19 protein-coding genes are annotated in these 20208 nt (G+C 62.8%); 3 read left to right on the top strand and 16 right to left on the bottom strand.

Features of this window, described 5'->3' with window-relative positions; genetic code table 11:
- Window positions 1-3: 3 nt before the first annotated feature.
- Window positions 4-468: a cyclic nucleotide-binding domain-containing protein gene (locus tag G6N78_RS23675; protein ID WP_165224764.1), complete on the top strand. Its 465-nt coding sequence runs from the start codon at window positions 4-6 to the stop codon at window positions 466-468.
- Window positions 469-582: 114 nt separating this feature from the next.
- On the opposite strand, the gene katG is transcribed toward G6N78_RS23675, so the two are convergent.
- Window positions 583-2802 carry a catalase/peroxidase HPI gene (gene katG / locus G6N78_RS23670; RefSeq protein WP_165224761.1) on the bottom strand — a complete coding sequence of 740 codons (2220 nt, stop codon included), beginning with the start codon at window positions 2800-2802 and terminating at the stop codon, window positions 583-585.
- Window positions 2803-3008: 206 nt separating this feature from the next.
- On the opposite strand from katG, the gene G6N78_RS23665 reads away from it, so the two are divergent.
- A complete protein-coding gene (locus G6N78_RS23665) occupies window positions 3009-3947 on the top strand; it encodes a LysR substrate-binding domain-containing protein (RefSeq protein WP_165225451.1) in 939 nt (312 codons plus the stop codon).
- Between the two features lie 50 nt (window positions 3948-3997).
- On the opposite strand, the gene G6N78_RS23660 is transcribed toward G6N78_RS23665, so the two are convergent.
- The 13 genes from G6N78_RS23660 to G6N78_RS23600 form a co-directional block, all read right to left on the bottom strand.
- A complete protein-coding gene (locus tag G6N78_RS23660) occupies window positions 3998-4528 on the bottom strand; it encodes a DUF992 domain-containing protein (RefSeq protein WP_165224758.1) in 531 nt (176 codons plus the stop codon).
- 160 nt (window positions 4529-4688) lie between these two features.
- Entirely contained in the window at window positions 4689-5996 is a 1308-nt protein-coding gene (glnT, locus tag G6N78_RS23655) for a type III glutamate--ammonia ligase (RefSeq protein ID WP_165224755.1), read from the bottom strand.
- Between the two features lie 89 nt (window positions 5997-6085).
- Window positions 6086-7414 carry an FMN-binding glutamate synthase family protein gene (locus tag G6N78_RS23650; RefSeq protein ID WP_165224752.1) on the bottom strand — a complete coding sequence of 443 codons (1329 nt, stop codon included), beginning with the start codon at window positions 7412-7414 and terminating at the stop codon, window positions 6086-6088.
- Window positions 7415-7428: 14 nt separating this feature from the next.
- A complete protein-coding gene (locus G6N78_RS23645; protein ID WP_165224749.1) occupies window positions 7429-8115 on the bottom strand; it encodes a GltB/FmdC/FwdC-like GXGXG domain-containing protein in 687 nt (228 codons plus the stop codon).
- A gap of 1 nt (window position 8116) precedes the next feature.
- On the bottom strand, window positions 8117-9022 hold the full coding sequence (locus tag G6N78_RS23640; RefSeq protein WP_165224746.1) for a class II glutamine amidotransferase: 906 nt from the start codon (window positions 9020-9022) through the stop codon (window positions 8117-8119).
- 89 nt (window positions 9023-9111) lie between these two features.
- A complete protein-coding gene (locus G6N78_RS23635) occupies window positions 9112-9768 on the bottom strand; it encodes a helix-turn-helix domain-containing protein (RefSeq protein WP_165224743.1) in 657 nt (218 codons plus the stop codon).
- Window positions 9769-9859: 91 nt separating this feature from the next.
- Entirely contained in the window at window positions 9860-10840 is a 981-nt protein-coding gene (gene mmsB / locus G6N78_RS23630; protein ID WP_234906104.1) for a 3-hydroxyisobutyrate dehydrogenase, read from the bottom strand.
- A complete protein-coding gene (locus G6N78_RS23625) occupies window positions 10765-12360 on the bottom strand; it encodes a GMC family oxidoreductase (protein WP_165224737.1) in 1596 nt (531 codons plus the stop codon). Before G6N78_RS23625 ends, mmsB begins: the two co-directional genes overlap by 76 nt.
- A 116-nt stretch (window positions 12361-12476) precedes the next feature.
- Window positions 12477-13487: a branched-chain amino acid ABC transporter permease gene (locus G6N78_RS23620; RefSeq protein ID WP_165224734.1), complete on the bottom strand. Its 1011-nt coding sequence runs from the start codon at window positions 13485-13487 to the stop codon at window positions 12477-12479.
- A 2-nt stretch (window positions 13488-13489) separates the two neighbouring features.
- Entirely contained in the window at window positions 13490-14377 is an 888-nt protein-coding gene (locus G6N78_RS23615) for a branched-chain amino acid ABC transporter permease (RefSeq protein ID WP_165224731.1), read from the bottom strand.
- A 4-nt stretch (window positions 14378-14381) separates the two neighbouring features.
- Complete coding sequence (locus G6N78_RS23610; RefSeq protein WP_165224728.1) at window positions 14382-15080, bottom strand: ABC transporter ATP-binding protein; 699 nt, start codon at window positions 15078-15080, stop codon at window positions 14382-14384.
- A gap of 1 nt (window position 15081) precedes the next feature.
- The gene (locus G6N78_RS23605; protein WP_165224725.1) at window positions 15082-15864 is read right to left on the bottom strand and encodes an ABC transporter ATP-binding protein; all 783 of its coding nucleotides are present in this window, start codon (window positions 15862-15864) and stop codon (window positions 15082-15084) included.
- A 14-nt stretch (window positions 15865-15878) separates the two neighbouring features.
- On the bottom strand, window positions 15879-17081 hold the full coding sequence (locus G6N78_RS23600; protein WP_165224722.1) for an ABC transporter substrate-binding protein: 1203 nt from the start codon (window positions 17079-17081) through the stop codon (window positions 15879-15881).
- A 176-nt stretch (window positions 17082-17257) separates the two neighbouring features.
- On the opposite strand from G6N78_RS23600, the gene G6N78_RS23595 reads away from it, so the two are divergent.
- On the top strand, window positions 17258-18184 hold the full coding sequence (locus G6N78_RS23595; protein ID WP_165224719.1) for a LysR family transcriptional regulator: 927 nt from the start codon (window positions 17258-17260) through the stop codon (window positions 18182-18184).
- Here the strand turns inward: G6N78_RS23595 and G6N78_RS23590 are convergent.
- Both G6N78_RS23590 and adh read right to left on the bottom strand, forming a co-directional pair.
- Window positions 18157-18522 (bottom strand): DUF779 domain-containing protein, encoded by a 366-nt coding sequence (locus G6N78_RS23590; protein WP_165224716.1) that lies wholly within the window; start codon window positions 18520-18522, stop codon window positions 18157-18159. The two genes, G6N78_RS23595 and G6N78_RS23590, sit on opposite strands and share 28 nt — an antisense overlap.
- Before the next feature lie 74 nt (window positions 18523-18596).
- Window positions 18597-20111, bottom strand: a complete 1515-nt coding sequence (gene adh, locus G6N78_RS23585) for an aldehyde dehydrogenase (protein WP_165224713.1) — start codon at window positions 20109-20111, stop codon at window positions 18597-18599.
- Between the last annotated feature and the right edge of the window lie 97 nt (window positions 20112-20208).

Genomic DNA, 20208 nt, shown 5'->3' with positions numbered 1-20208 from the left:
CCGATGCTGTTGAAGGACGAAGTGGAAATGTTGCGGCGCGTGCCGCTCTTCGCCAAGATCGCGCCGGCCAAGCTGAAGCTTCTGGCCTTCGCCTCTGAACGGTTGACGTGCCGGGAAGGCCAGAACCTTTTCCGCCAGGGCGATGCCGGCGACGCGGCCTATGTGGTGCTGTCGGGAACGGCGGATGTGCTTGTCGATTCGGGCGAGAGCGAGATCAAGGTGGCGGAGGTCGAGCAGAATTCGATCGTCGGCGAAATCGCCATCCTGTGCGACGTCTCGAGGACGGCGACGGTGCGCGCCACGACCCGGCTGGAAGTGCTGAAGATCAGCAAGGACAGCTTCCTCGACCTGATGAACGATTTCCCGGACATGGCGGTCGAGATCATGCGCGTTTTGGCCGACCGCCTGAACCACACGACGATGGAACTATCGCTGGCGCGCAGCCGCGAGCATGCACCCGCCAGCTGAAGCTCAGACCCGATCGAGACATGCACAAAGGCCGCGGATCAAACCCGCGGCCTTTGTGCATTTCAGGAAAGCACATCGGCGGCCGGACGTGCCGGCCACCACGCATTCGCGCGATCAGGCCTTGGCGAGATCGAAGCGATCGGCGTTCATGACCTTGACCCAGGCGGCGACGAAGTCGTTGACGAACTTCTTCCCGTTATCGGCCTGTGCATAGACTTCGGCCAAAGCCCGCAGCTGCGAGTTGGAGCCGAAGACGAGATCGACACGGGTTGCCGTCCACTTGACCTCACCGGTCTTCCGGTCGCGTGCCTCGAACAGGTTTTCGGCCGGCGTCACAGGCTTCCAGGCAACATTCATGTCCATGAGGTTGATGAAGAAGTCGTTCGTCAACAGACCCGGACGGCGGGTCAGCACACCGTGCATGGAACCGCCGACAGTGTTGCCGAGAACCCGAAGGCCGCCCACAAGCACGGTCATTTCCGGAGCCGTCAGCGTCAGAAGCTGCGCCTTGTCGATCAGCATCTCTTCGGACGAGATGGTGAACTCGGTCTTCTGGTAGTTGCGGAAACCATCGGCTTCCGGCTCCAGAGGCTCGAAGGACGCAGCGTCCGTCTGCTCCTGTGTCGCATCGGTGCGGCCCGGCGCGAAGGGAACCTCGACGTCATGGCCGGCAGCCCGCGCAGCCTGCTCCACCGCAGCGGAACCACCGAGCACGACCAGGTCGGCCAGCGAGATCTTCTTGCCGCCTGTCGCCGACGCATCGAACTCAGCCTTGATGGCTTCCAGCACGCCGAGAACCTTGGCGAGCTGCTGCGGCTGGTTTGCGGCCCAGTCCTTCTGCGGTGCAAGACGGATACGGGCACCGTTGGCACCGCCGCGCTTGTCGGAACCACGGAAGGTGGAGGCGGACGCCCAGGCGGTCTGGATCAGCTCTTCCGGCGTCAGGCCGGCGTTGAGCAGCTTCGTCTTCAGGCTGACGAGATCGGCGGCATCGACCAGCGGATGATCGACGGCCGGGACCGGATCCTGCCAGATCAGCTCTTCCGCCGGCACTTCCGGACCGAGGTAGAGAACCTTCGGCCCCATGTCGCGGTGGGTCAGCTTGAACCAGGCCCGCGCGAAGGCATCGGCGAATTCCGCAGGGTTCTGGTGGAAGCGGCGAGAGATCTTCTCATAGGCCGGGTCCATGCGCATCGCGATGTCCGCGGTGTTCATGACGATCGGAACCTTCTTTGCCGGGTTTTCGGCATCCGGAGCATGGTCCTTCTCGGCCAGATCCTTCGCATGCCACTGCCAGGCACCGGCCGGGCTCTTCACCAGTTCCCACTCATAACCGAAGAGAACGTCGAAATAGCCCATGTCCCACTGGGTCGGGTTCGGCGTCCAGGCACCTTCGAGACCGCTGGTGATGGTGTCGGAACCCTTGCCGCTCTTGTAGGTGCTGATCCAGCCGAGGCCCATTTCGGCAATACCGGCGGCTTCCGGCTCAGGACCGACATGGGCGGCATCGCCAGCACCATGCATCTTGCCGAAGGTGTGGCCGCCGGCCACGAGTGCCACGGTTTCCTCGTCGTTCATCGCCATGCGGGCGAAGGTTTCGCGCACGTCACGGCCGGAAGCAAGCGGATCCGGTTTGCCGTCCGGGCCTTCCGGGTTGACGTAGATGAGACCCATCTGAACGGCAGCGAGCGGGTTTTCCAGAACACGGTCACCGGTATAGCGGCTGCGCTCCTTGTCGCTGGTCGCCAGCCACTCGGTTTCGGCACCCCAGTAGATGTCTTCTTCCGGTTCCCAGACATCGGCGCGGCCGCCGCCGAACCCGAAGGTCTTGAACCCCATGGATTCCATCGCGCAATTGCCGGCGAGGATCATCAGGTCGGCCCAGGAGAGCGCATTGCCGTATTTCTGCTTGATCGGCCACAGCAGGCGGCGGGCCTTGTCGAGGTTGCCGTTGTCCGGCCAGCTATTCAGCGGCGCGAAGCGCTGGGTACCCGAGCAGGCGCCACCACGACCATCGGCCGTGCGGTAGGTGCCGGCGCTGTGCCACGCCATGCGGATGAAGAACGGGCCGTAATGACCGTAGTCGGCCGGCCACCAGTCCTGGCTTTCGGTCATCAGGGCATAGAGGTCCTGCTTGACGGCCTTGAGATCGAGCGACTTGAAGGCCTCGGCATAGTTGAACGTCGGGTCCATCGGGTTCGACAGAGCCGTGTTCTGGTGCAGGATCTTCAGGTTCAACTGGTTCGGCCACCAGTCACGATTGCCGCGCATGCTCACGCTCGTTGCGCCATGCGCCACCGGACATTTGCCGGCTGCCTGCTTCGTCACGTCCATTTTATCCTCCTAGAAACCTTGCCTGGTTCAGCTTCATCATCAACCGGGTTTGCGACGTCTTTGCGACGGTCGCCCCGCTGAATATCCGGCATCCGCGCCGCGAAATCTTGTCCGATCCCTGCGCCAGTTGCTGTCTAGAACTGCTCTAGCAAAAAAGTTCCATTAATGTAATTATTATAAACTGATGATATCGATAAGGTAAGGTTATCATGAACCTGACGCTGCGGCAGCTTCGCTATTTCGACGCGCTGGCCCGGCACGGCCATTTCGGGCGCGCCGCCGAGGCCTGTTCCATCTCGCAGCCGGCATTGTCGGTGCAGGTCAAGGAACTGGAGGAGACGCTGGGTGTGGAACTGCTCGAACGCGGGGCCCGTCAGGTGCGTCTCAGCACCTTTGGCGAGGAATTTGTGCTCCGGGTGCGGGAGATCCTGCGTTCGGTCGATGAATTGGGGGATCTCGCTCGTGCTTCACGGGAGATGCTGACGGGGCGGCTTCGGATCGGCGTCATTCCAACGGTTGCGCCCTATCTTCTGCCGGCCATGATCGGCAGGTTGACGCGCGAAAACCCCGCTCTCGACATCCATGTGCGCGAAACGGTGACACCGAAACTTCTCGACGAGCTTTCGGAAGGGCGGCTCGATACGGCCATCGTCGCCCTGCCCGTCTCCGAAGCCTCGCTGGAAGAAGTGCCTCTGTTCGATGAGCATTTCCTGCTGGTCCGCGCCTGGGAGGATCAGGAAAAACCGGTGCCGGAACGCGAACAGCTTCAGGAAATGCGGCTGCTTCTGCTGGAGGAGGGGCATTGTTTCCGCGAGCAGGCACTGTCTTTCTGCCAGGTCGGCAGCGGAAGCCAGAAGCCGCGCGAACTGCTGGATGGCAGTTCGCTCTCGACGCTCGTGCAGATGGTGGGGGCGGGCATTGGCGTGACGCTCATTCCGGAGATCGCGGTCCCGGTAGAAACGCGCTCAGCGCGGGTCTGTGTCGCCCGCTTCAAGGAGCCGCAGCCATCTCGCCGGATCGGCATGGTCTGGCGTCGGTCGAGCGCGATTGCCCGGCAGTTGAATGCGGTTGCAGAGATCGTGCGGGACGCGGCGGACAACCTGCGTTCCTCGGAAACTGGCAAGCACACTCCGCCATCTCTTTGACCGCCCCGCCAAGATGGCGAGGCGGTAAGACCGGGCCTAAGTTTGGAGGATCAGGCGGGGGTGAGTGTCATGGAAGTGCCCGTGGCAGCCAGGTTCAGGCCAAGCTGGCCGGTGACGCTGACGGTCTGCAGATGGATCGAGCCGGCAGTCCCGCCGATCAGCACGTTGACGCCGGCACCGGCCGCAACCGTCACTTCGGCGCTGGCACCCTGATAGAGGCCGGCGAGCGAACCGTGGTGGTAACCGGCGGTCGGCGCCAGCACGGCCCAGATCATGCGGCTGCGGGTGGTGAAGCCGATATCGACGCCCATCTTGCGGACAACGCCCGTATATCGATCCAGCGGTTCGGAGCCGATGGTGGAGGTGAAGACGCAATCCGCTTCCTTGGCCGAACCGAGAACGTAACCCACGCCACCGCCGATGCTGCAATCGAGATAACCGATGCGCACGCCGCCGCGCTGATCGCTTTCCGTATAGGTCGGAACGGCGTCGCGTCTCGAGATCACGTCAGCGGCAGAGGCTGCACCAACGCTGGAGAGAACGGGGAGCGTAGCAAGCGCCACGGCAAGAATCTTCTTCATGGAAATACTCCTTTGATGCTGTCGCTGCCGGACTGGCGAGTCTGACGACAGCCTGCAGAAACTTCATCGTTAACGCGCGTGGCAAAAAAATGATCCTGACGGAGGCCCGCAAGAACTTTGTTGTTCCCAAAAAATTCGTGATCGAAACAGCAAGAGGTTTTCAGACGTCGAGGGTCGCCTGCCGCTCCCAGCGGGAGAAATGGGCACAATAGGAATCCCATTCGCCGTGCTTCAGCTTCAGATAGGCGTCCGAGAAGTCGCGGCCCATCGCCGCCTGCAGCGCATCGTCCGCCGCATAGGCCCTCAGCGCATCCAGAAGGTTCAAGGGCAGGCGCGGAGCATCCTTCACCAGATGGCCCTCCGCATACATGTCGATATCGTGGTGCGGCCCCGGATCGGCATCCGTTTCCAGGCCGCGGAGACCGGCGGCGATGATGACGGACTGCAGCAGGTAGGGGTTCACCGCGCCATCCGGCAGGCGCAGTTCGAACCGTCCCGGCCCCGGCACGCGCACCATGTGCGTGCGGTTGTTGCCGGTCCAGGTGACGGTGTTGGGCGACCAGGTGGCGCCGGAAACGGTGCGCGGCGCATTGATGCGTTTGTACGAATTGACCGTCGGATTGGTGATGGCGGCGAGGGCCGCCGCGTGGGCCATGATGCCGCCGAGGAAGGTCTTGCCCTTGGCAGACAATCCGAAGGGCATGGCGGGATCGGCAAAGGCATTGGTCTTGCCATCCAGATCCCAGACGGAAATGTGGCAATGGCAGCCATTGCCGGTCAACCCCTGGAAGGGTTTCGGCATGAAGGTGGCGCGAAGTCCATGCTTTTCCGCCACCGACTTGACCATGAACTTGAAGAAGGAATGTTTGTCGGCAGTCGCCAGCGCATCGTCGAACTCCCAGTTCATCTCGAACTGGCCGTTCGCATCCTCATGGTCGTTCTGGTAGGGCTTCCAGCCGAGCTCCAGCATGTAATCGCAGATTTCGGCGATGACGTCGTAACGCCGCATCAGCGCCTGCTGGTCGTAACAGGGCTTTTCCGCGATGTCCGCGTCATCGGAGATGCGATCGCCGTCGGCGTTGATCAGGAAGAACTCGGCCTCGACGCCCGTCTTCACCCGCAATCCGGCGGCGGCGGCTTTGGCCACCTGCCGTTTCAGGACGACGCGCGGCGCCTGCTCGACCGCTTGGCCATCCATGGCGCAGTCGGCGGCAACCCAGGCCACATCCCGCTTCCAGGGAAGCTGGATCACCGAAGACGCGTCCGGCATGGCAAAGAGATCCGGATGCGCTGGTGTCATGTCGAGCCAGGTGGCGAAGCCGGCAAACCCTGCGCCATCCCTCTGCATGTCGGCGATCGCCTGCGCCGGAACCAGCTTGGCGCGCTGGGCACCAAACAGGTCGGTATAACTGATCATGAAATATCGAATGCCCCGCTCGTGCGCGAAGCCTGCAAGATCCTGTGTCACGCCGTTCCCCTGTTTTTATGGATTTGAGACACAATCAGCGATGTTTTTGTCCAGAATGCCGCTCCGGCTGGAGAGCGACGTCCTTAGCGTCAAAATCCTCCCTTGCCCGGATACCAGCTGGTGCCGGCCAGCGGCACCTGCGCCATGGCGGCGGCCTCCATCGTCAAAGCGCAGAGGTCTTCCGGTTCCAGGTTGTGCAGTTTGTTCTTGCCGCAGGCGCGCGCGATCGTTTGCGCCTCAAGCGTCATGACCTTCAGGTAATTGGCAAGCCGCCGCCCCGCGAGCACCGGATCGAGCCGTGCGGCAAGCTCGGGGTCCTGCGTGGTAATGCCCGCGGGATCCTTGCCCTCGTGCCAGTCGTCATAGGCACCGGCGGTGGTTCCGAGTTGTCTGTATTCCTCCTCCCATTTCGGATCATTGTCGCCGATCGCAACCAGCGCCGCCGTGCCGATCGAGACGGCATCGGCGCCGAGCGCCAGTGCCTTTGCGACATCCGCACCGGAGCGGATGCCGCCGGAAATCACCAGCTGCACCTTGCGGTGCAGGCCGAGATCCTGCAGAGCCTGGACGGCAGGCCGGATGCAGGCGAGCGTCGGCATGCCGACATGTTCGATGAAGACGTCCTGGGTGGCAGCCGTGCCGCCCTGCATGCCGTCGAGCACCACCACATCGGCCCCGGCCTTCACCGCAAGGGCGGTGTCGTAATAGGGGCGCGCACCGCCGACCTTCACATAGATCGGTTTTTCCCAGTCGGTGATCTCGCGCAGTTCGAGGATCTTGATTTCGAGATCATCGGGGCCGGTCCAGTCCGGATGTCGGCAGGCGGAGCGCTGGTCGATACCCTTCGGCAGGGTGCGCATCTCGGCGACGCGATCCGAAATCTTCTGGCCGAGCAGCATGCCGCCGCCGCCGGGCTTGGCGCCCTGGCCGACGACGATCTCGATCGCATCGGCCCGCCGCAGATCCTTCGGGTTCATGCCGTAACGCGAGGGCAGATACTGGTAGACGAGCTTTTCCGAATGGCCACGCTCCTCGTCCGTCATGCCGCCGTCACCGGTCGTCGTAGAGGTGCCGGCGAGCGTCGCCCCGCGGCCGAGCGCCTCCTTGGCATTCCCCGACAGGGCACCAAAGCTCATGCCGGCAATCGTAATCGGGATCTTCAGTTCGATCGGCTTCTTCGCAAAGCGGGTGCCAAGCGTGACGGAGGTATCGCACCGCTCCCTGTAGCCCTCGAGCGGATAGCGGGAGATCGAGGCACCGAGAAACAGGAGGTCATCGAAATGCGGCACCTTGCGTTTGGTGCCGCCGCCGCGGATATCGTAGATGCCGGTCGCCGCCGCGCGGCGGATTTCGGCAAGCGTATGATCGTCAAAGGTGGCGGATTTGCGCGGCGGGGTGAGAGGATTGTGATAGCTCATGAAAAATCCTCGCCTCAGTACGCGTCGGCATTGTCGATGTGGAAATTATAGAGCTTGCGGGCGGACCCATAGCGCCGGAACTCTTCGGGCTTTGCATCCGTGACACCGGCCTTTTCCAGAAGCTCCGCCAGTTTCTTCAGGTGTTTCGGGCGCATCTGCTTTTCCACGCAGTCGGTGCCGAGGCTCTTGACCGAACCGCGCACGAAAAGCTTGGCTTCGTAAAGACTGTCGCCCAGCGCCTCGCCGGCATCGCCGCAGACGACGAGATGGCCAGATTGGCCCATGAAGGCCGACATGTGACCGATCGAGCCATGCACGACGATATCGATACCCTTCATCGAGATGCCGCAGCGTGAGGCCGCATTGCCCTTGACGACGAGCAGTCCGCCGCGTCCGGTTGCCCCGGCATATTGCGAGGCGTCGCCTTCGATGATGACCGTGCCGGACATCATGTTTTCCGCCACCCCCGGCCCTGCGGAGCCATGAATGGTGACGGTGCCGCCATCATTCATGCCGGCGCAATAATAGCCGACCGATCCCCGCACCTCGACGGTGACGGGGCTGTCGATGCCGACGGCCACCGCATGGTGTCCGCGCGGATGGATCACCTCGAAGACGGTATCGTTGGTACCAGGTCCCAGCCCGTGCAGGGCGCCGTTCAACGCGCGCAGCGGCGTCTTGGAGAGGTCGAAAACAGGCATGTCAGGCGGCTTTCTCGTGATCCCAGAAATAGACGGTGGCGGGCTCCGGCTCCCAGATGCGGGCCTCCTCGATGCCGGGAAGGTTGACCAGCGCGCGGTATTCGGAACCGAAGGCGACGTAGCGATCGGTTTCGGCCATCACCGCCGGCTTGCAGGCAATCGGATCGCGCAGCACGCCGAAGCCGGTTTTCGTGCCGACGACGAAGGTGAAGAAGCCGTCAAGATCGTCGAGCGCGCTACCGAGCGCCTCGCCCAGATCCTTGCCCTTCTCCATCTCCGCCGTGAGATAGGCGGCGGCGACCTCGGAATCGTTTTCCGTCTCGAAACGCATGCCGTCGCGGGCAAGCGTGCGGCGCAGATTGTTGTGGTTCGACAGCGAGCCGTTGTGGACGAGGCACTGGTCGGCTCCGGTGGAAAATGGATGGGCGCCGAGCGTGGTGACGGCACTTTCTGTCGCCATGCGGGTGTGGCCGATGCCGTGCGTGCCGGCCATCGCCCGGATACCGAAGCGCGTCACCACATCCTTCGGCAGCCCAACCTCCTTGAAGATCTCGACCCGCTCGCCTGCGCCCATCACGCGCAGGTTCGGACGGACCTCCGCGAGGGCGGTGCGGGCTTCCTCCAACAGCGACGCATCAAGCGCGATCACCGCATGGGTGCTCTTGCGCGTGACGACCGCCTCCACGCCTCTTTCGGCAAGCGCATCGGCAAGACCTTCGAAATCTTCCTCCGGCTGCGCCGACTGGACCGTGATCTTCGCCCGTCCGGCAGGGGCCGCGCCATAGATGGCAAGACCGGCGGAATCCGGTCCCCGGTCCGTCATGGTGATCAGCATGTCCGACAAAAGGTCGCCGAGCCTCGGCTCCAGGCTCTTGTCCTTCAGGAACAAACCGACGATGCCGCACATGGTTCAACTCCCCGTTCTTCTCTGGAACAGGGGTAGCAGCGGCACGCCAGAAAATCAATCTCAGAGAATAAATGTTTCCTGAAGGGCAATCATCGGGTTTGCGGATAGGAGATAATGGACAGATAGCACGCCGGCAGCGTCACCAGCTTTTCAGGCCCGTGCGGTGCATCGGCATCAAAGAACAGGCTGTCACCCTTCTGCATCGGGTAGAGGCTGTCGCCATGCCGATAGACCACCTCGCCTTCCAGCATGTAGAGGAACTCCATGCCCTCGTGCTGGAAGGTCGGGAAGACGTCCGATTCATGCGTGAGCGTGATGAGATAGGGCTCGACGGTGACGCCGGACGTGTTGTTCTCGATATGGCCGAGCAGGCTGTAATGGTGACCCGCCCGTGTGCCGCGCCGTTCCATGTCGACACCTTCACCGGCCCTCACGAAGCTTGCCGATTTCGGCTCCTCGAACCCCTTGAAGAAGGCGGTGATGGGTACGCCGAGCGCCTTCGACAGCGCCTGCAGCGTCGTCAGAGACGGCGAGATGTTGCCGTTTTCAATCTTCGACAACATGCCGATCGACATGCCGGTGGCGGTGGCGAGATCGGCGACGGTGATGCCGAGCTTCTTGCGGAACAGGCGCACCTCGTGGCCGATCGCCATTTCGAGATTGTTGGCACGCGGTTCGCGGACGGCATGCGGGTTTTGGCCCAGCACGTTCTTGGTTGTCGCCTTGCTGCCAGCCTGCTTTGCCATGATGTCCCCTCATCCGCGATGCACTTCAGCCTCTAGCCGATTTGCGAAGCCGGGAAAACGGCTCTCGTGCAAGCTTGGTCGCCGGTGACGATCAGGACTTGCCGCGCAGAAACTCGATGACGGCGGAAAAATCGCGCCCGCCCTGCCCCAGTTTCTCGAAGAGACCGTAGATCTGTGCCGCTTCGGCGCCAAGCGGTGTCGAGGCGCCGGCGGCAAGGGCTGCCTCCTGCGCGAGCTTCAGATCCTTCAGCATCAGGCTTGCGGCAAATCCCGGTACGTAATCGCGGTTGGCCGGCGAAGTGGGCACCGGGCCCGGCACCGGGCAATAGGTGGTGAGCGACCAGCATTGCCCGGACGAGGTGGAGGCGACGTCGAACAGCGCCTGATGCGACAGGCCGAGCTTTTCGCCCAGCGCAAAGGCCTCGCAGACACCGATCATCGAAATGCCGAGGATCATGTTGTTGCAGATCTTTGCCGCCTGTCCGGCGCCGGCAGTGCCGCAATGGACGATCTTCTTGCCCATGGCCTGGAGCAGCGGCTCACCGCGGCCAAACGCGTCGTCGCTGCCGCCGACCATGAAGGTGAGCGTGCCGGCACTGGCCCCGCCCGTGCCGCCCGACACCGGCGCATCGAGAGCGGCAAGGCCTGCGCCTTTCGCAATCTCATGCGCCTTGCGGGCGCTTGCCACATCGATGGTCGAGCAATCGATCAGCAGGCTGCCGGCTTTCGCCTGCGGCGCGATCTCAGACCACACGGAGATGACATGCGCGCCGGCCGGCAGCATGGTGACGATGACGTCAGCCGTCGCGATCGCCTCCGTCAGGCTGCCCGCGAACCCAAGGCCTGCGGCTTCAGCCGCCTGTTCCGCGGCGGGAGACAGATCGAAGCCGGTCACCGCGTGACCCGCCTTGGCAAGATTGCCGGCCATGGGCAGACCCATGTTGCCGAGACCGATGAATGCGATGGTGGCCATGAACTGTTCCTCCCTCTGTTGTTTCAGCGATTGTCCGCCAGGATCATCTGGGCTGCCTTTTCGGCAATCATGATCGTCGGCGAATTGGTGTTGCCGGATGTGATGGTCGGCATGATCGAGGCATCGGCAATGCGCAACCGGTTCAGCCCGCGCATTTTCAGCCGCGGATCGACCACGCTGTCGGGATCGGCGCCCATGCGGCAGGTACCGACCGGGTGGAAGATCGTGGTGCCGATATTGCCGGCGGCCTCCATCAACTGCTCCTCGCTCTCGTAAGCCGGTCCCGGCTTGTATTCCTCCGGGTGAAACTGTGCGAAGGACGGCTGCTGCGCGATGGTGCGGGCGAGCCGGATTGCCTTCACCGCCACCTGACGGTCGCTTTCGGCGGTAAGGTAACGTGGCGCAATCGCCGGCTGATGGGCGAAATCCGGTGAGCGGGCATGCACCGAACCGCGGCTTTCGGGCCTCAGATTGCACACGCTGGCCGTGACCGCCGGAAACCGGTGGACCGGATCACCGAACTTGTCGAGCGAAACGGGCTGGACGTGGAACTGCAGGTCCGGCGTCTCCTTTTCTGGTCCCGAACGGGTGAAGATGCCGAGCTGGCTCGGCGCCATCGACATGGGTCCGGAACGCCGCAGCAGATACTCGAGCCCGATCGCCGCCTTGCCGAAGAGGGCCGAGGCCTTTTCGTTCAACGTCGGGACGCCGGTCACCTTGAAGACCACACGAAGTTGGAGATGGTCCTGCAGATTGTTGCCGACCGCCGGCACCTCCCGAACGACGTCGATGCCGGCCTTCCTCAAGGCCACCGGATCGCCGACGCCGGAAAGCTCGAGGATATGCGGCGAGCCGATGGCACCGGCCGAGAGAACGGTTTCCCGCCGCGCCAAAAACCGCTTGGTCACCCCATCATGGCGAACCTCGACGCCGGTCACCGTGTCTCCCTCGATAATCAGCCGTTCGGCATGCGCCTTGGTGAGAACGGTGAGATTGCCCTGCGCCAGCGCCGGCTTCAGGAAGGCTTTCGAGGTATTCCAGCGAATGCCGGAGCGTTGGTTGACGTCGAAATAGCCGCTGCCCTCGTTCGTGCCGCGGTTGAAGTCGGCGGTTTCAGGAATGCCGGCTTCCTTTGCCGCCTGCTGGAAGGCTTCGAGCACCGCCCAGCGCACGCGGGCACGCTCCACCCGCCATTCGCCGCCCGAGCCGTGCATGTCGTCGGCGCCCTTGTAGAAATCCTCCGACCTGCGGAAGACCGGCAGCACATCGTCCCAGCCCCAGCCATCGCAGCCCATCTGGCGCCACTGGTCATAGTCGCGCGCCTGGCCGCGCATGTAGATCATGCCGTTGATCGACGAGCAGCCGCCCAAAACCTTGCCGCGCGGATAGTTGAGCGAGCGGCCGTTCAGCCCCTCCTCCTTCTCCGTGGTAAAACACCAGTCCGTGCGCGGGTTGTTGATGCAGTAGAGATAACCGACGGGGATGTGGATCCAGTGGTAGTTGTCGTTGCCGCCCGCCTCCAGAAGCAGGACGCGCGTGTTGCGATCCGCCGCCAGGCGGTTGGCGAGCACGCAGCCCGCCGAGCCGGCGCCGATGACGATATAATCATAAGTCTCCATGGCTCCCACTCCACAGGGAAGCGTTTCGACGGGCATAGAGGCCCGCAAAGCGGCAATCAGATCCAAGGTTTTCAAAGATCCGGGACACGGCGGTCCCGGACATGAGGATTAGCCGGTCAGTGCCGGTGATCGAGCCCTAGCCGCCGACCGAGCCGCGAGGCATAAAATTCGCCCACGATGCCACGGCGGAACAGGAGCACGCAGACCATGAACACGACGCCGGTGATGATGGTGACCGGGAACCCGGTCGTTGCGAGGTAGTTGCCGAGCGCAACGATGAACCCCGCCCCGACGATCGGCCCGAACATGGTGCCGATGCCGCCGAGCAGCGTCATCAGGATCACCTCGCCGGACATCTGCCAGGCGACATCCGTCAAGGTGGCGAACTGGAAGACCAGCGCCTTCATGGCACCGGCAAGCCCGGCAATGGCGGCGGAAAAGACGAAGGCGCCGAGCTTGTAGCGCTGCACGGAATAGCCGAGCGAGATGGCGCGCGGCTCGTTCTCCCGGATCGATTTCAGGATCATGCCGAAGGGCGAATTGACGAAGCGCCAGATGAGGAAGAGGCCGAGCAGAAACACACCGGCCACCGTGTAATACATCGCGAGCGGCTGGTTGAGATCGATCATCCCGAGAAGATAGCCGCGCGGAACCGACTGGATGCCGTCCTCGCCCTTGGTGAACTCGGCCTGCAGGCAGAAGAAGAAGAACATCTGCGACAGCGCCAGCGTGATCATGGCGAAATAGATGCCCTGCCGGCGGATGGCGATCGCTCCCATGACGAAGCCGAGGGCTGCTGCTCCGACCACGCCTGTGAGGATGCCGAGTTCCGGCGGAAAGCCCCATTCCTTCACCACATGCGCGGTGAAATAGGCCGCGCCACCGAAGAAGGCAGCGTGCCCGAAGGAGAGAAGGCCCGTATAGCCCAGCAGCACGTTGAAGGCGCAGGCAAACAGCGCGAAACACAGGACCTTCATCAGGAAGATCGGGTAGACGAAGAAGGGTACGGCGATGAGGATGCCGAGAGCGATCACGCCCAGCACGAGCTTAAGGCCGGAGGCGGCTGCCGGTTCGGTCTTGTCAGCGCCGGCAAGCACGGCGGGTGCGGTGGAAGAAGTGCGGGCCATGGTCAAGCCTCCCGTCCGAAGAGGCCAGCCGGCCGGATGAGCAGAACGATCGCCATGATGACGAAGATCACGATATTGGATGCCTCCGGGTAAAAGACCTTGGTGAGCCCTTCGGCGATGCCGAGCATGTAGCCGGTGATGATGGACCCCATGATCGATCCCATGCCGCCGACGACGACCACGGCAAAGACGACGATGATGATGTTGGAGCCCATCAGCGGCGAGACCTGGTAGACGGGTGCCGCCAGCACGCCGGCAAAGGCGGCAAGCGCGACGCCGAGCCCATAGGTGAAGGTGAGGAGAACCGGCACGTTGACGCCGAAGGCCTGGACGAGCGTCGCATTTTCCGTCGCTGCCCGAAGGTAAGCACCGAGTTTGGTCTTCTCGATCAGGAACCAGGTGGCGATGCACACGACGAGCGAGACGACGACGACCCAGCCGCGATAGATCGGCAGGAACATGAAGCCGAGGTTCGTCCCGCCGGCAAGCGCCGTGGGCGTGGCGTAGGGCTGGCCTGAGGCGCCGTAGAAATAACGGAACGTGCCTTCGAGCGTCAGCGCCAGGCCGAAGGTGAAGAGCAGGCCGTACAACGGATCGAGATCATAGAGCCGGCGCAAAAACAGGCGCTCAACCACCGCACCCAGCACGCCGACAATGACCGGAGCGAGGATCAACGCCGGCCAATAGCCGATGCCGGCGAAGGTGAGCAGCAGGTAGGCAGTGAAGGCCCCCAGCATGTACTGCGCGCCATGCGCAAAATTGATCATCCGCAGCAGGCCGAAGATGATGGCAAGGCCGAGCGACAAAAGCGCGTAGAAGGAGCCGTTGATGAGGCCGATCAGCAACTGGCCGAGCAGTGCCTGCAGGGGAATGCCGAAAATCATCGTCATGGCATCACACTCCCAGAACCTTGTGCAACATGTCCATGCGCTCCGGCAGTTCCCCGACCGGGAATTCGGAGACCATCTGGCCATGGTCCATCAGATAAAAACGATCGGCAACGCGCGCGGCGAAGCGGAAATTCTGTTCGACCAGCACCACGGTCATGCCGCGCTCCTTGAGTTTCTTCAGCACCTCGCCGATGCGCTGCACGATGACCGGGGCAAGCCCTTCCGTCGGTTCGTCGAGCAGCAGAACCTTGACCCCGGTGCGCAGGATGCGGGCAATCGCCAGCATCTGCTGTTCGCCGCCGGAGAGACGGGTACCGGGGCTGTTGCGCCGCTCGTAGAGGTTCGGGAAGAGTTCGAAGATTTCCTCGACCTTCATGCCCTCGCCGACGGAGGGCGGCAGCATGAGGTTTTCGATGACGTTGAGCGAGGCGAAGATGCCACGCTCTTCCGGCACATAACCAAGCCCATGATGCGCCGTGCGGTGCAGCGGCACCTGCATCATGTCGCGGCCGGCGAGGCGGATTTCGCCCTGGCGTTTGCGCAGGATGCCGACGATGCTGCGCAGCGTCGTCGTCTTGCCCATGCCGTTGCGGCCGAGAATGGTGACCATCTCGCCCTCGCCCACCTGCATATCGACGCCGTGCAGGATGTGGCTTTCGCCATACCAGGCATTCAGGCCGCGGATTTCGAGAAGTGCCGCCATATCACGCCTCCTCTGTGCCCATATAGGCGGTGCGCACCCGGGGATCGCTGCTCACCGTCTCGTAATTTCCTTCGGCAAGAATCTCGCCCCGCTGCAGCACGGTGACGTGGTGGCAGAGATCCGCCACGACAGAGAGATTGTGCTCCACCATCAGCACCGCCCGGGTCTTGGCCACTTCGCGGATCAGGTTGGCGATCGTGCCGATATCCTCCTGACCCATCCCGGCCATCGGTTCATCGAGCAGCAGCACCTTCGGGTCGAGCGCAAGCGTGGTTGCGATTTCCAGCACGCGCTTGCGACCGTAAGAAAGATCGGCGGCCAGCACATCCCGCTCGCGCGTCAGGCCGACGGAGGAGAGGAGATCCTCCGCCCGGCCATTGAGGCTGTCGAGCGCGGAGAGCGGCCGCCAAAACTGGTGCGCCAGGTTGTTGTTGCGCTGAAGCGCGACACGCACATTGTCCAGCACCGACAGATGCGGGAAGACGGCCGAGATCTGGAAGGACCGGACAAGCCCCATACGCGCCACCTTGTCCGGTGCGGTGCGGGTGATGTCCTGGCCCATCAGCGTGATCTTGCCGGCGGTCGGCTGCAGGAACTTGGTCAAGAGATTGAAGACCGTTGTCTTGCCGGCCCCGTTCGGCCCGATCAGCGCATGCACCTCGGCGTGGCGGACGTCGAGATCGACATCCTTGACCGCGGTGAAGGCTCCGAAATCCCGGCGCAGACCGCGGGCGGACAAGACCACCCGCGGTTCCGGCCGCTGTTCAGCGAATGCGTTCGTCATCAGCGCTTTCCGGCTTACTTCACGAGATCGCAGCCGCTCTTGGCCGGATCGATGTAGGCTTCCTTGCCGGGAATGGTGGCGAGCACGTTGTAATAATCCCACGGCGCCTTGCTGTCGGCCGGCTTCTTGACCTCGAGCAGGTACATGTCGTGGATCATGCGGCCGTTCTTGCCAACCGTGCCGCCGCGACCGAAGACATCATCGACTGGCAGTTCATGCAGCACCTTGGCGACGGCTTCCGTTTCGTCGGTGCCGGCCTTTTCGACGGCCTTCAGATACTGCAGCACGGCGGAATAGGTGCCTGCATGGATCATGTTCGGCATCTTGCCGGTGCGCTTCATGAAGCGCTCGCCGAACTTGCGGCTTTCATCATCGCGGTTCCAGTAGAAGCCTTCCGTCAGCGTCAGGCCCTGCGCCGCCTCAAGGCCGAGACCGTGCACTTCGGCGAGCGTGAAGAGAAGGGCCGCCAGGCGCTGACCGCTCTGGGTGATGCCGAACTCGGCCGCCTGCTTAATGGCGTTCTGCGTGTCGGCACCGGCGTTTGCAAGGCCGACGACCTTGGCGCCGGACGACTGCGCCTGCAGCAGGAAGGACGAGTAATCGGTACTGGCGAGCGGGTGGCGGACGGAACCAACGACCTTACCGCCATTCGCCTTGACGAAATCGCTCGTCTGCTGCTCCAGCGAGTAACCGAAGGCATAATCGGCGGTCAGGAAGAACCAGCTGTCGCCGCCCTGCTTGACGAGCGCACCGCCGGTGCCGACGGCCAGTGCATGCGTGTCATAGGCCCAGTGGAAACCGTAGGGGCTGCACTGCTTGCCGGTGAGTTCCGTCGTTGCGGCACCGGTGACGATGTCGATCTTCTTCTTTTCCTTGGCAATGGCCTGGACTGCGAGCGCCACCGACGAGGTGGTGAGTTCCATGATCGCATCGACCTGATTGGTATCGAACCACTGGCGCGCGATATTGGAGGCAATATCGGGCTTGTTCTGATGGTCGGCATCGACGATCTCGACCGGGACGCCCAGCACCTTGCCGCCGAAATCCTCGATCGCCATCTTGGCCGCCTCGACAGACGATTTGCCGCCGAAATCCGCGTAGACGCCGGACTGGTCGTTCAGGATGCCGATCTTGACCGTTCCATCGGATGGGGCGGCCATAGCAGAGGCCGCGCCGGCCACGACAAACGCGGCGGACGCCAGAAGCATTTTGCGCATAATCGATCTCCTCCCAGAGATGCTCAAACAGATAGTGACTGTTCAGAATTGGCGAAGTGTTCTCCTCAAAACACCGCCGACACTGGATCATCCGGTATCAATCAAATTGACGCAAGCCAGATCCCGGACTAATTGCAAACAGGTTCTGTTCATTTTTGAACAGAGAGGGGAGACGGATGCGCACGCCATTCACCTGGGACGACCTGCAGTTTTTTCTCGCTGTTGCCCGCTCCGGCCAGTTGTCCACCGCGGCACGGCAGTTGCGCACCAGCCACGCCACCGTCTCCCGGCGCATCGACCGGCTGGAGTTCTCGCTGAAGGTGAAGCTCTTCGAGCGAAATCCCCGCGGCTACGTGCTGACCCCGATCGGCCATCGCTTCGTCGAGACAGCGGAAAAGGTGGAGCAGGAGGCGGAGCGGCTGCAGGAAGAAATTTCCGGCAGCGCGACGCTGCAGCGGGGCGTGGTGCGGCTCTCGGCGCCGGAGGGGTTTTCCAACTTCTTCCTGGCCCCGCGGCTGCAGGACCTGACAACGCGTTATCCCAATATCTCGCTCGAACTGATCACCATCCAGCAGATCATGTCGCTATCGCGCAAGGAGGCGGATCTCGCGGTGGTGCTCGACCCGCCGAAAGCCGGGCCTTATCATTTCGAGCAGTTGACGGACTACCATCTGCGGATTTTCGCCAGCGTGGACTATCTCGCGAAACACGGCACGCCAGAGTGTCCGGAGGACCTGCTGGGCCACGCCTTCATCGGCTATATCCAGGACATGATATTTGCGCCGGGACTGGATTACCTCGGCGACGTGCATCCGCGCATCAAACCGGGCTTTCAAAGTTCCAGCATCTTTTCCCAGCTGACGGCAACCCGCAACGGACTGGGGCTCTGCGTGCTGCCGATGTTCATCACCAACCAGTATCCGGAGCTGAGGCCCGTGCTGCCGCAGGTGGTTCTGCACCGGCAATACTGGCTGGTCTGCCACCACGACCTGCTGCAGGTCGCGCGCGTCCGTTCGGTCATGGATTTTCTGCGCGCCAGTGCGCAGGCCCATGAAGGCGATTTCGCGCCGCCCCCTCAGGACGTGGCGGAACTGGCGACCTGACAGACGCTGGAGCGGACCAGAAACCGCCGCTCCCGACCATTGTCGAGCGAGAACATGCCGCCGCGCCCCGGCACCACGTCGATCAGCAGATCGGTGTTCTTCCAGGCCTCGTATTGCAGCCCGCCGATGTAGAAGGGCACGCCGCCGATATGGCCGAGCAGCACGTCATGATCGGAGAGCAGGAAGTCTCCCGCCGGGTAGCACATGGGCGAGGATCCGTCGCAGCAGCCACCCGACTGGTGAAACAGGATGTCCGGATGATCCCTGCGGATCTCGGCAATCAGGTCAAGCGCGGCCTCCGTGGCCGAGACCATGGTGCGCGGTGATGTTTTTGGCATGGCAAGGCCCTCCCATCCAACGGAAAGGCTCCCGATCCGGGCAAATCGGGAGCCTCCCACGTCGGGCTTCTGTCTCAGAAGAAGCCGAGCGCCTTCGGCGAGTAGCTCACCAGCATGTTCTTGGTCTGCTGGTAGTGATCGAGCATCATCTTGTGGGTCTCACGGCCGATACCGGACTGCTTGTAGCCGCCGAAGGCCGCATGTGCCGGATAGGCGTGATAGTTGTTGATCCACACACGGCCTGCCTGGATATGGCGCCCGAAGCGGTAGCAGGTATTGGCGTCACGGCTCCAGACGCCGGCGCCGAGGCCGTAGAGCGTGTCGTTGGCCAGTGCCAGCGCCTCATCCTCGTCCTTGAAGGTGGTGACGGAGACGACGGGGCCAAAAATCTCTTCCTGGAAGACGCGCATCTTGTTGTGACCGCGGAAGACGGTGGGCTTGACGTAATAGCCGCCGGCCAGTTCGCCGCCGAGTTCGTTGCGATATCCACCAGTCAGCACTTCGGCGCCTTCCTGCTTGCCGATGTCGATATAGGAAAGGATCTTTTCCAGCTGTTCGCTGGAGGCCTGCGCGCCGATCATCGTCGACATGTCGAGCGGATGGCCCTGGCGCACCGCTTCCACGCGCTTCACTGCCTTTTCCATGAAGCGGTCGTAAATCTTCTCATGCACCAGCGCGCGGCTCGGGCATGTGCAGACCTCGCCCTGATTCAGCGCGAACATGGCAAAGCCTTCGAGCGCCTTATCGAGATAGTCGTCGTCCTCGCTCATCACATCGGCAAAGAAAATGTTCGGCGATTTGCCACCGAGTTCCAGTGTGACCGGGATGAGGTTCTGACTGGCATATTGCATGATCAGCCGGCCAGTGGAGGTTTCGCCGGTAAAGGCGATCTTGGCGATGCGCGGGCTGCTGGCGAGCGGCTTTCCGGCTTCCAGACCAAAACCGTTGACGATGTTGAGGACACCCGGCGGCAGGATGTCGGCGATGAGTTCTGCGAGAACGAGGATCGAGGCCGGTGTCTGTTCGGCGGGTTTCAGCACCACGCAATTGCCGGCAGCCAGCGCCGGCGCCACCTTCCAGGCGGCCATCAGGATCGGGAAATTCCACGGGATGATCTGGCCAACGACCCCGAGCGGTTCGTGGAAATGATAGGCGACCGTGTCATTGTCGATCTCGCCGATCGAACCTTCCTGGGAGCGCACGCAGGCCGAAAAGTAGCGGAAGTGATCGATGGCGAGCGGGATGTCGGCGGCCATGGTTTCACGCAGCGGCTTGCCGTTGTCCCAGGTCTCGGCGCGCGCCAGGAGCTCAAGGTTGGCTTCCATGCGGTCGGCGATGCGGTTGAGCATATTGGCGCGCTCGGCAACCGAAGTGCGACCCCAGGCATCTTTCGCCGCATGCGCCGCGTCGAGGGCGAGGTTGACGTCGTGTTCGTCGGAGCGGGCGACTTCGCAAAGCACGCCGCCGGTGACCGGCGTGGTGTTCAGGAAGTAGCGGCCATGGACCGGCTCGCGGAATTCGCCGTTGATGAAATTGCCGTATCTGAGCTTGAAGGGCGAAGCGGCAATCGTCTGGACCTGAACGTTCATGTGATGTCCTCCCGGTTGGAGGGCCCCTCCTCGGGCCCCGATGGAGGAAAGATTGCGCTCTGGCCTCAACTTGCGGAAGGTGGCGACGCTCGTGTTG

Source organism: Allorhizobium pseudoryzae, from assembly GCF_011046245.1.
Lineage (GTDB): Bacteria > Pseudomonadota > Alphaproteobacteria > Rhizobiales > Rhizobiaceae > Neorhizobium > Neorhizobium pseudoryzae.
This window is presented reverse-complemented; position numbering and strand designations above follow the sequence as displayed.

Excerpts from the sequence above, each read along its gene's own strand:
- G6N78_RS23675 (WP_165224764.1), top strand. The coding sequence starts at position 4 with ATGCTGTTGAAGGACGAAGTGGAAATGTTGCGGCGCGTGCCGCTCTTC.
- katG (WP_165224761.1), bottom strand. The coding sequence starts at position 2,802 with ATGGACGTGACGAAGCAGGCAGCCGGCAAATGTCCGGTGGCGCATGGC.
- G6N78_RS23660 (WP_165224758.1), bottom strand. The coding sequence starts at position 4,528 with ATGAAGAAGATTCTTGCCGTGGCGCTTGCTACGCTCCCCGTTCTCTCC.
- G6N78_RS23650 (WP_165224752.1), bottom strand. The coding sequence starts at position 7,414 with ATGAGCTATCACAATCCTCTCACCCCGCCGCGCAAATCCGCCACCTTT.
- G6N78_RS23645 (WP_165224749.1), bottom strand. The coding sequence starts at position 8,115 with ATGCCTGTTTTCGACCTCTCCAAGACGCCGCTGCGCGCGTTGAACGGC.
- G6N78_RS23640 (WP_165224746.1), bottom strand. The coding sequence starts at position 9,022 with ATGTGCGGCATCGTCGGTTTGTTCCTGAAGGACAAGAGCCTGGAGCCG.
- G6N78_RS23635 (WP_165224743.1), bottom strand. The coding sequence starts at position 9,768 with ATGGCAAAGCAGGCTGGCAGCAAGGCGACAACCAAGAACGTGCTGGGC.
- G6N78_RS23625 (WP_165224737.1), bottom strand. The coding sequence starts at position 12,360 with ATGGAGACTTATGATTATATCGTCATCGGCGCCGGCTCGGCGGGCTGC.
- G6N78_RS23620 (WP_165224734.1), bottom strand. The coding sequence starts at position 13,487 with ATGGCCCGCACTTCTTCCACCGCACCCGCCGTGCTTGCCGGCGCTGAC.
- G6N78_RS23615 (WP_165224731.1), bottom strand. The coding sequence starts at position 14,377 with ATGACGATGATTTTCGGCATTCCCCTGCAGGCACTGCTCGGCCAGTTG.
- G6N78_RS23610 (WP_165224728.1), bottom strand. The coding sequence starts at position 15,080 with ATGGCGGCACTTCTCGAAATCCGCGGCCTGAATGCCTGGTATGGCGAA.
- G6N78_RS23605 (WP_165224725.1), bottom strand. The coding sequence starts at position 15,864 with ATGACGAACGCATTCGCTGAACAGCGGCCGGAACCGCGGGTGGTCTTG.
- G6N78_RS23600 (WP_165224722.1), bottom strand. The coding sequence starts at position 17,081 with ATGCGCAAAATGCTTCTGGCGTCCGCCGCGTTTGTCGTGGCCGGCGCG.
- G6N78_RS23595 (WP_165224719.1), top strand. The coding sequence starts at position 17,258 with ATGCGCACGCCATTCACCTGGGACGACCTGCAGTTTTTTCTCGCTGTT.
- G6N78_RS23590 (WP_165224716.1), bottom strand. The coding sequence starts at position 18,522 with ATGCCAAAAACATCACCGCGCACCATGGTCTCGGCCACGGAGGCCGCG.
- adh (WP_165224713.1), bottom strand. The coding sequence starts at position 20,111 with ATGAACGTTCAGGTCCAGACGATTGCCGCTTCGCCCTTCAAGCTCAGA.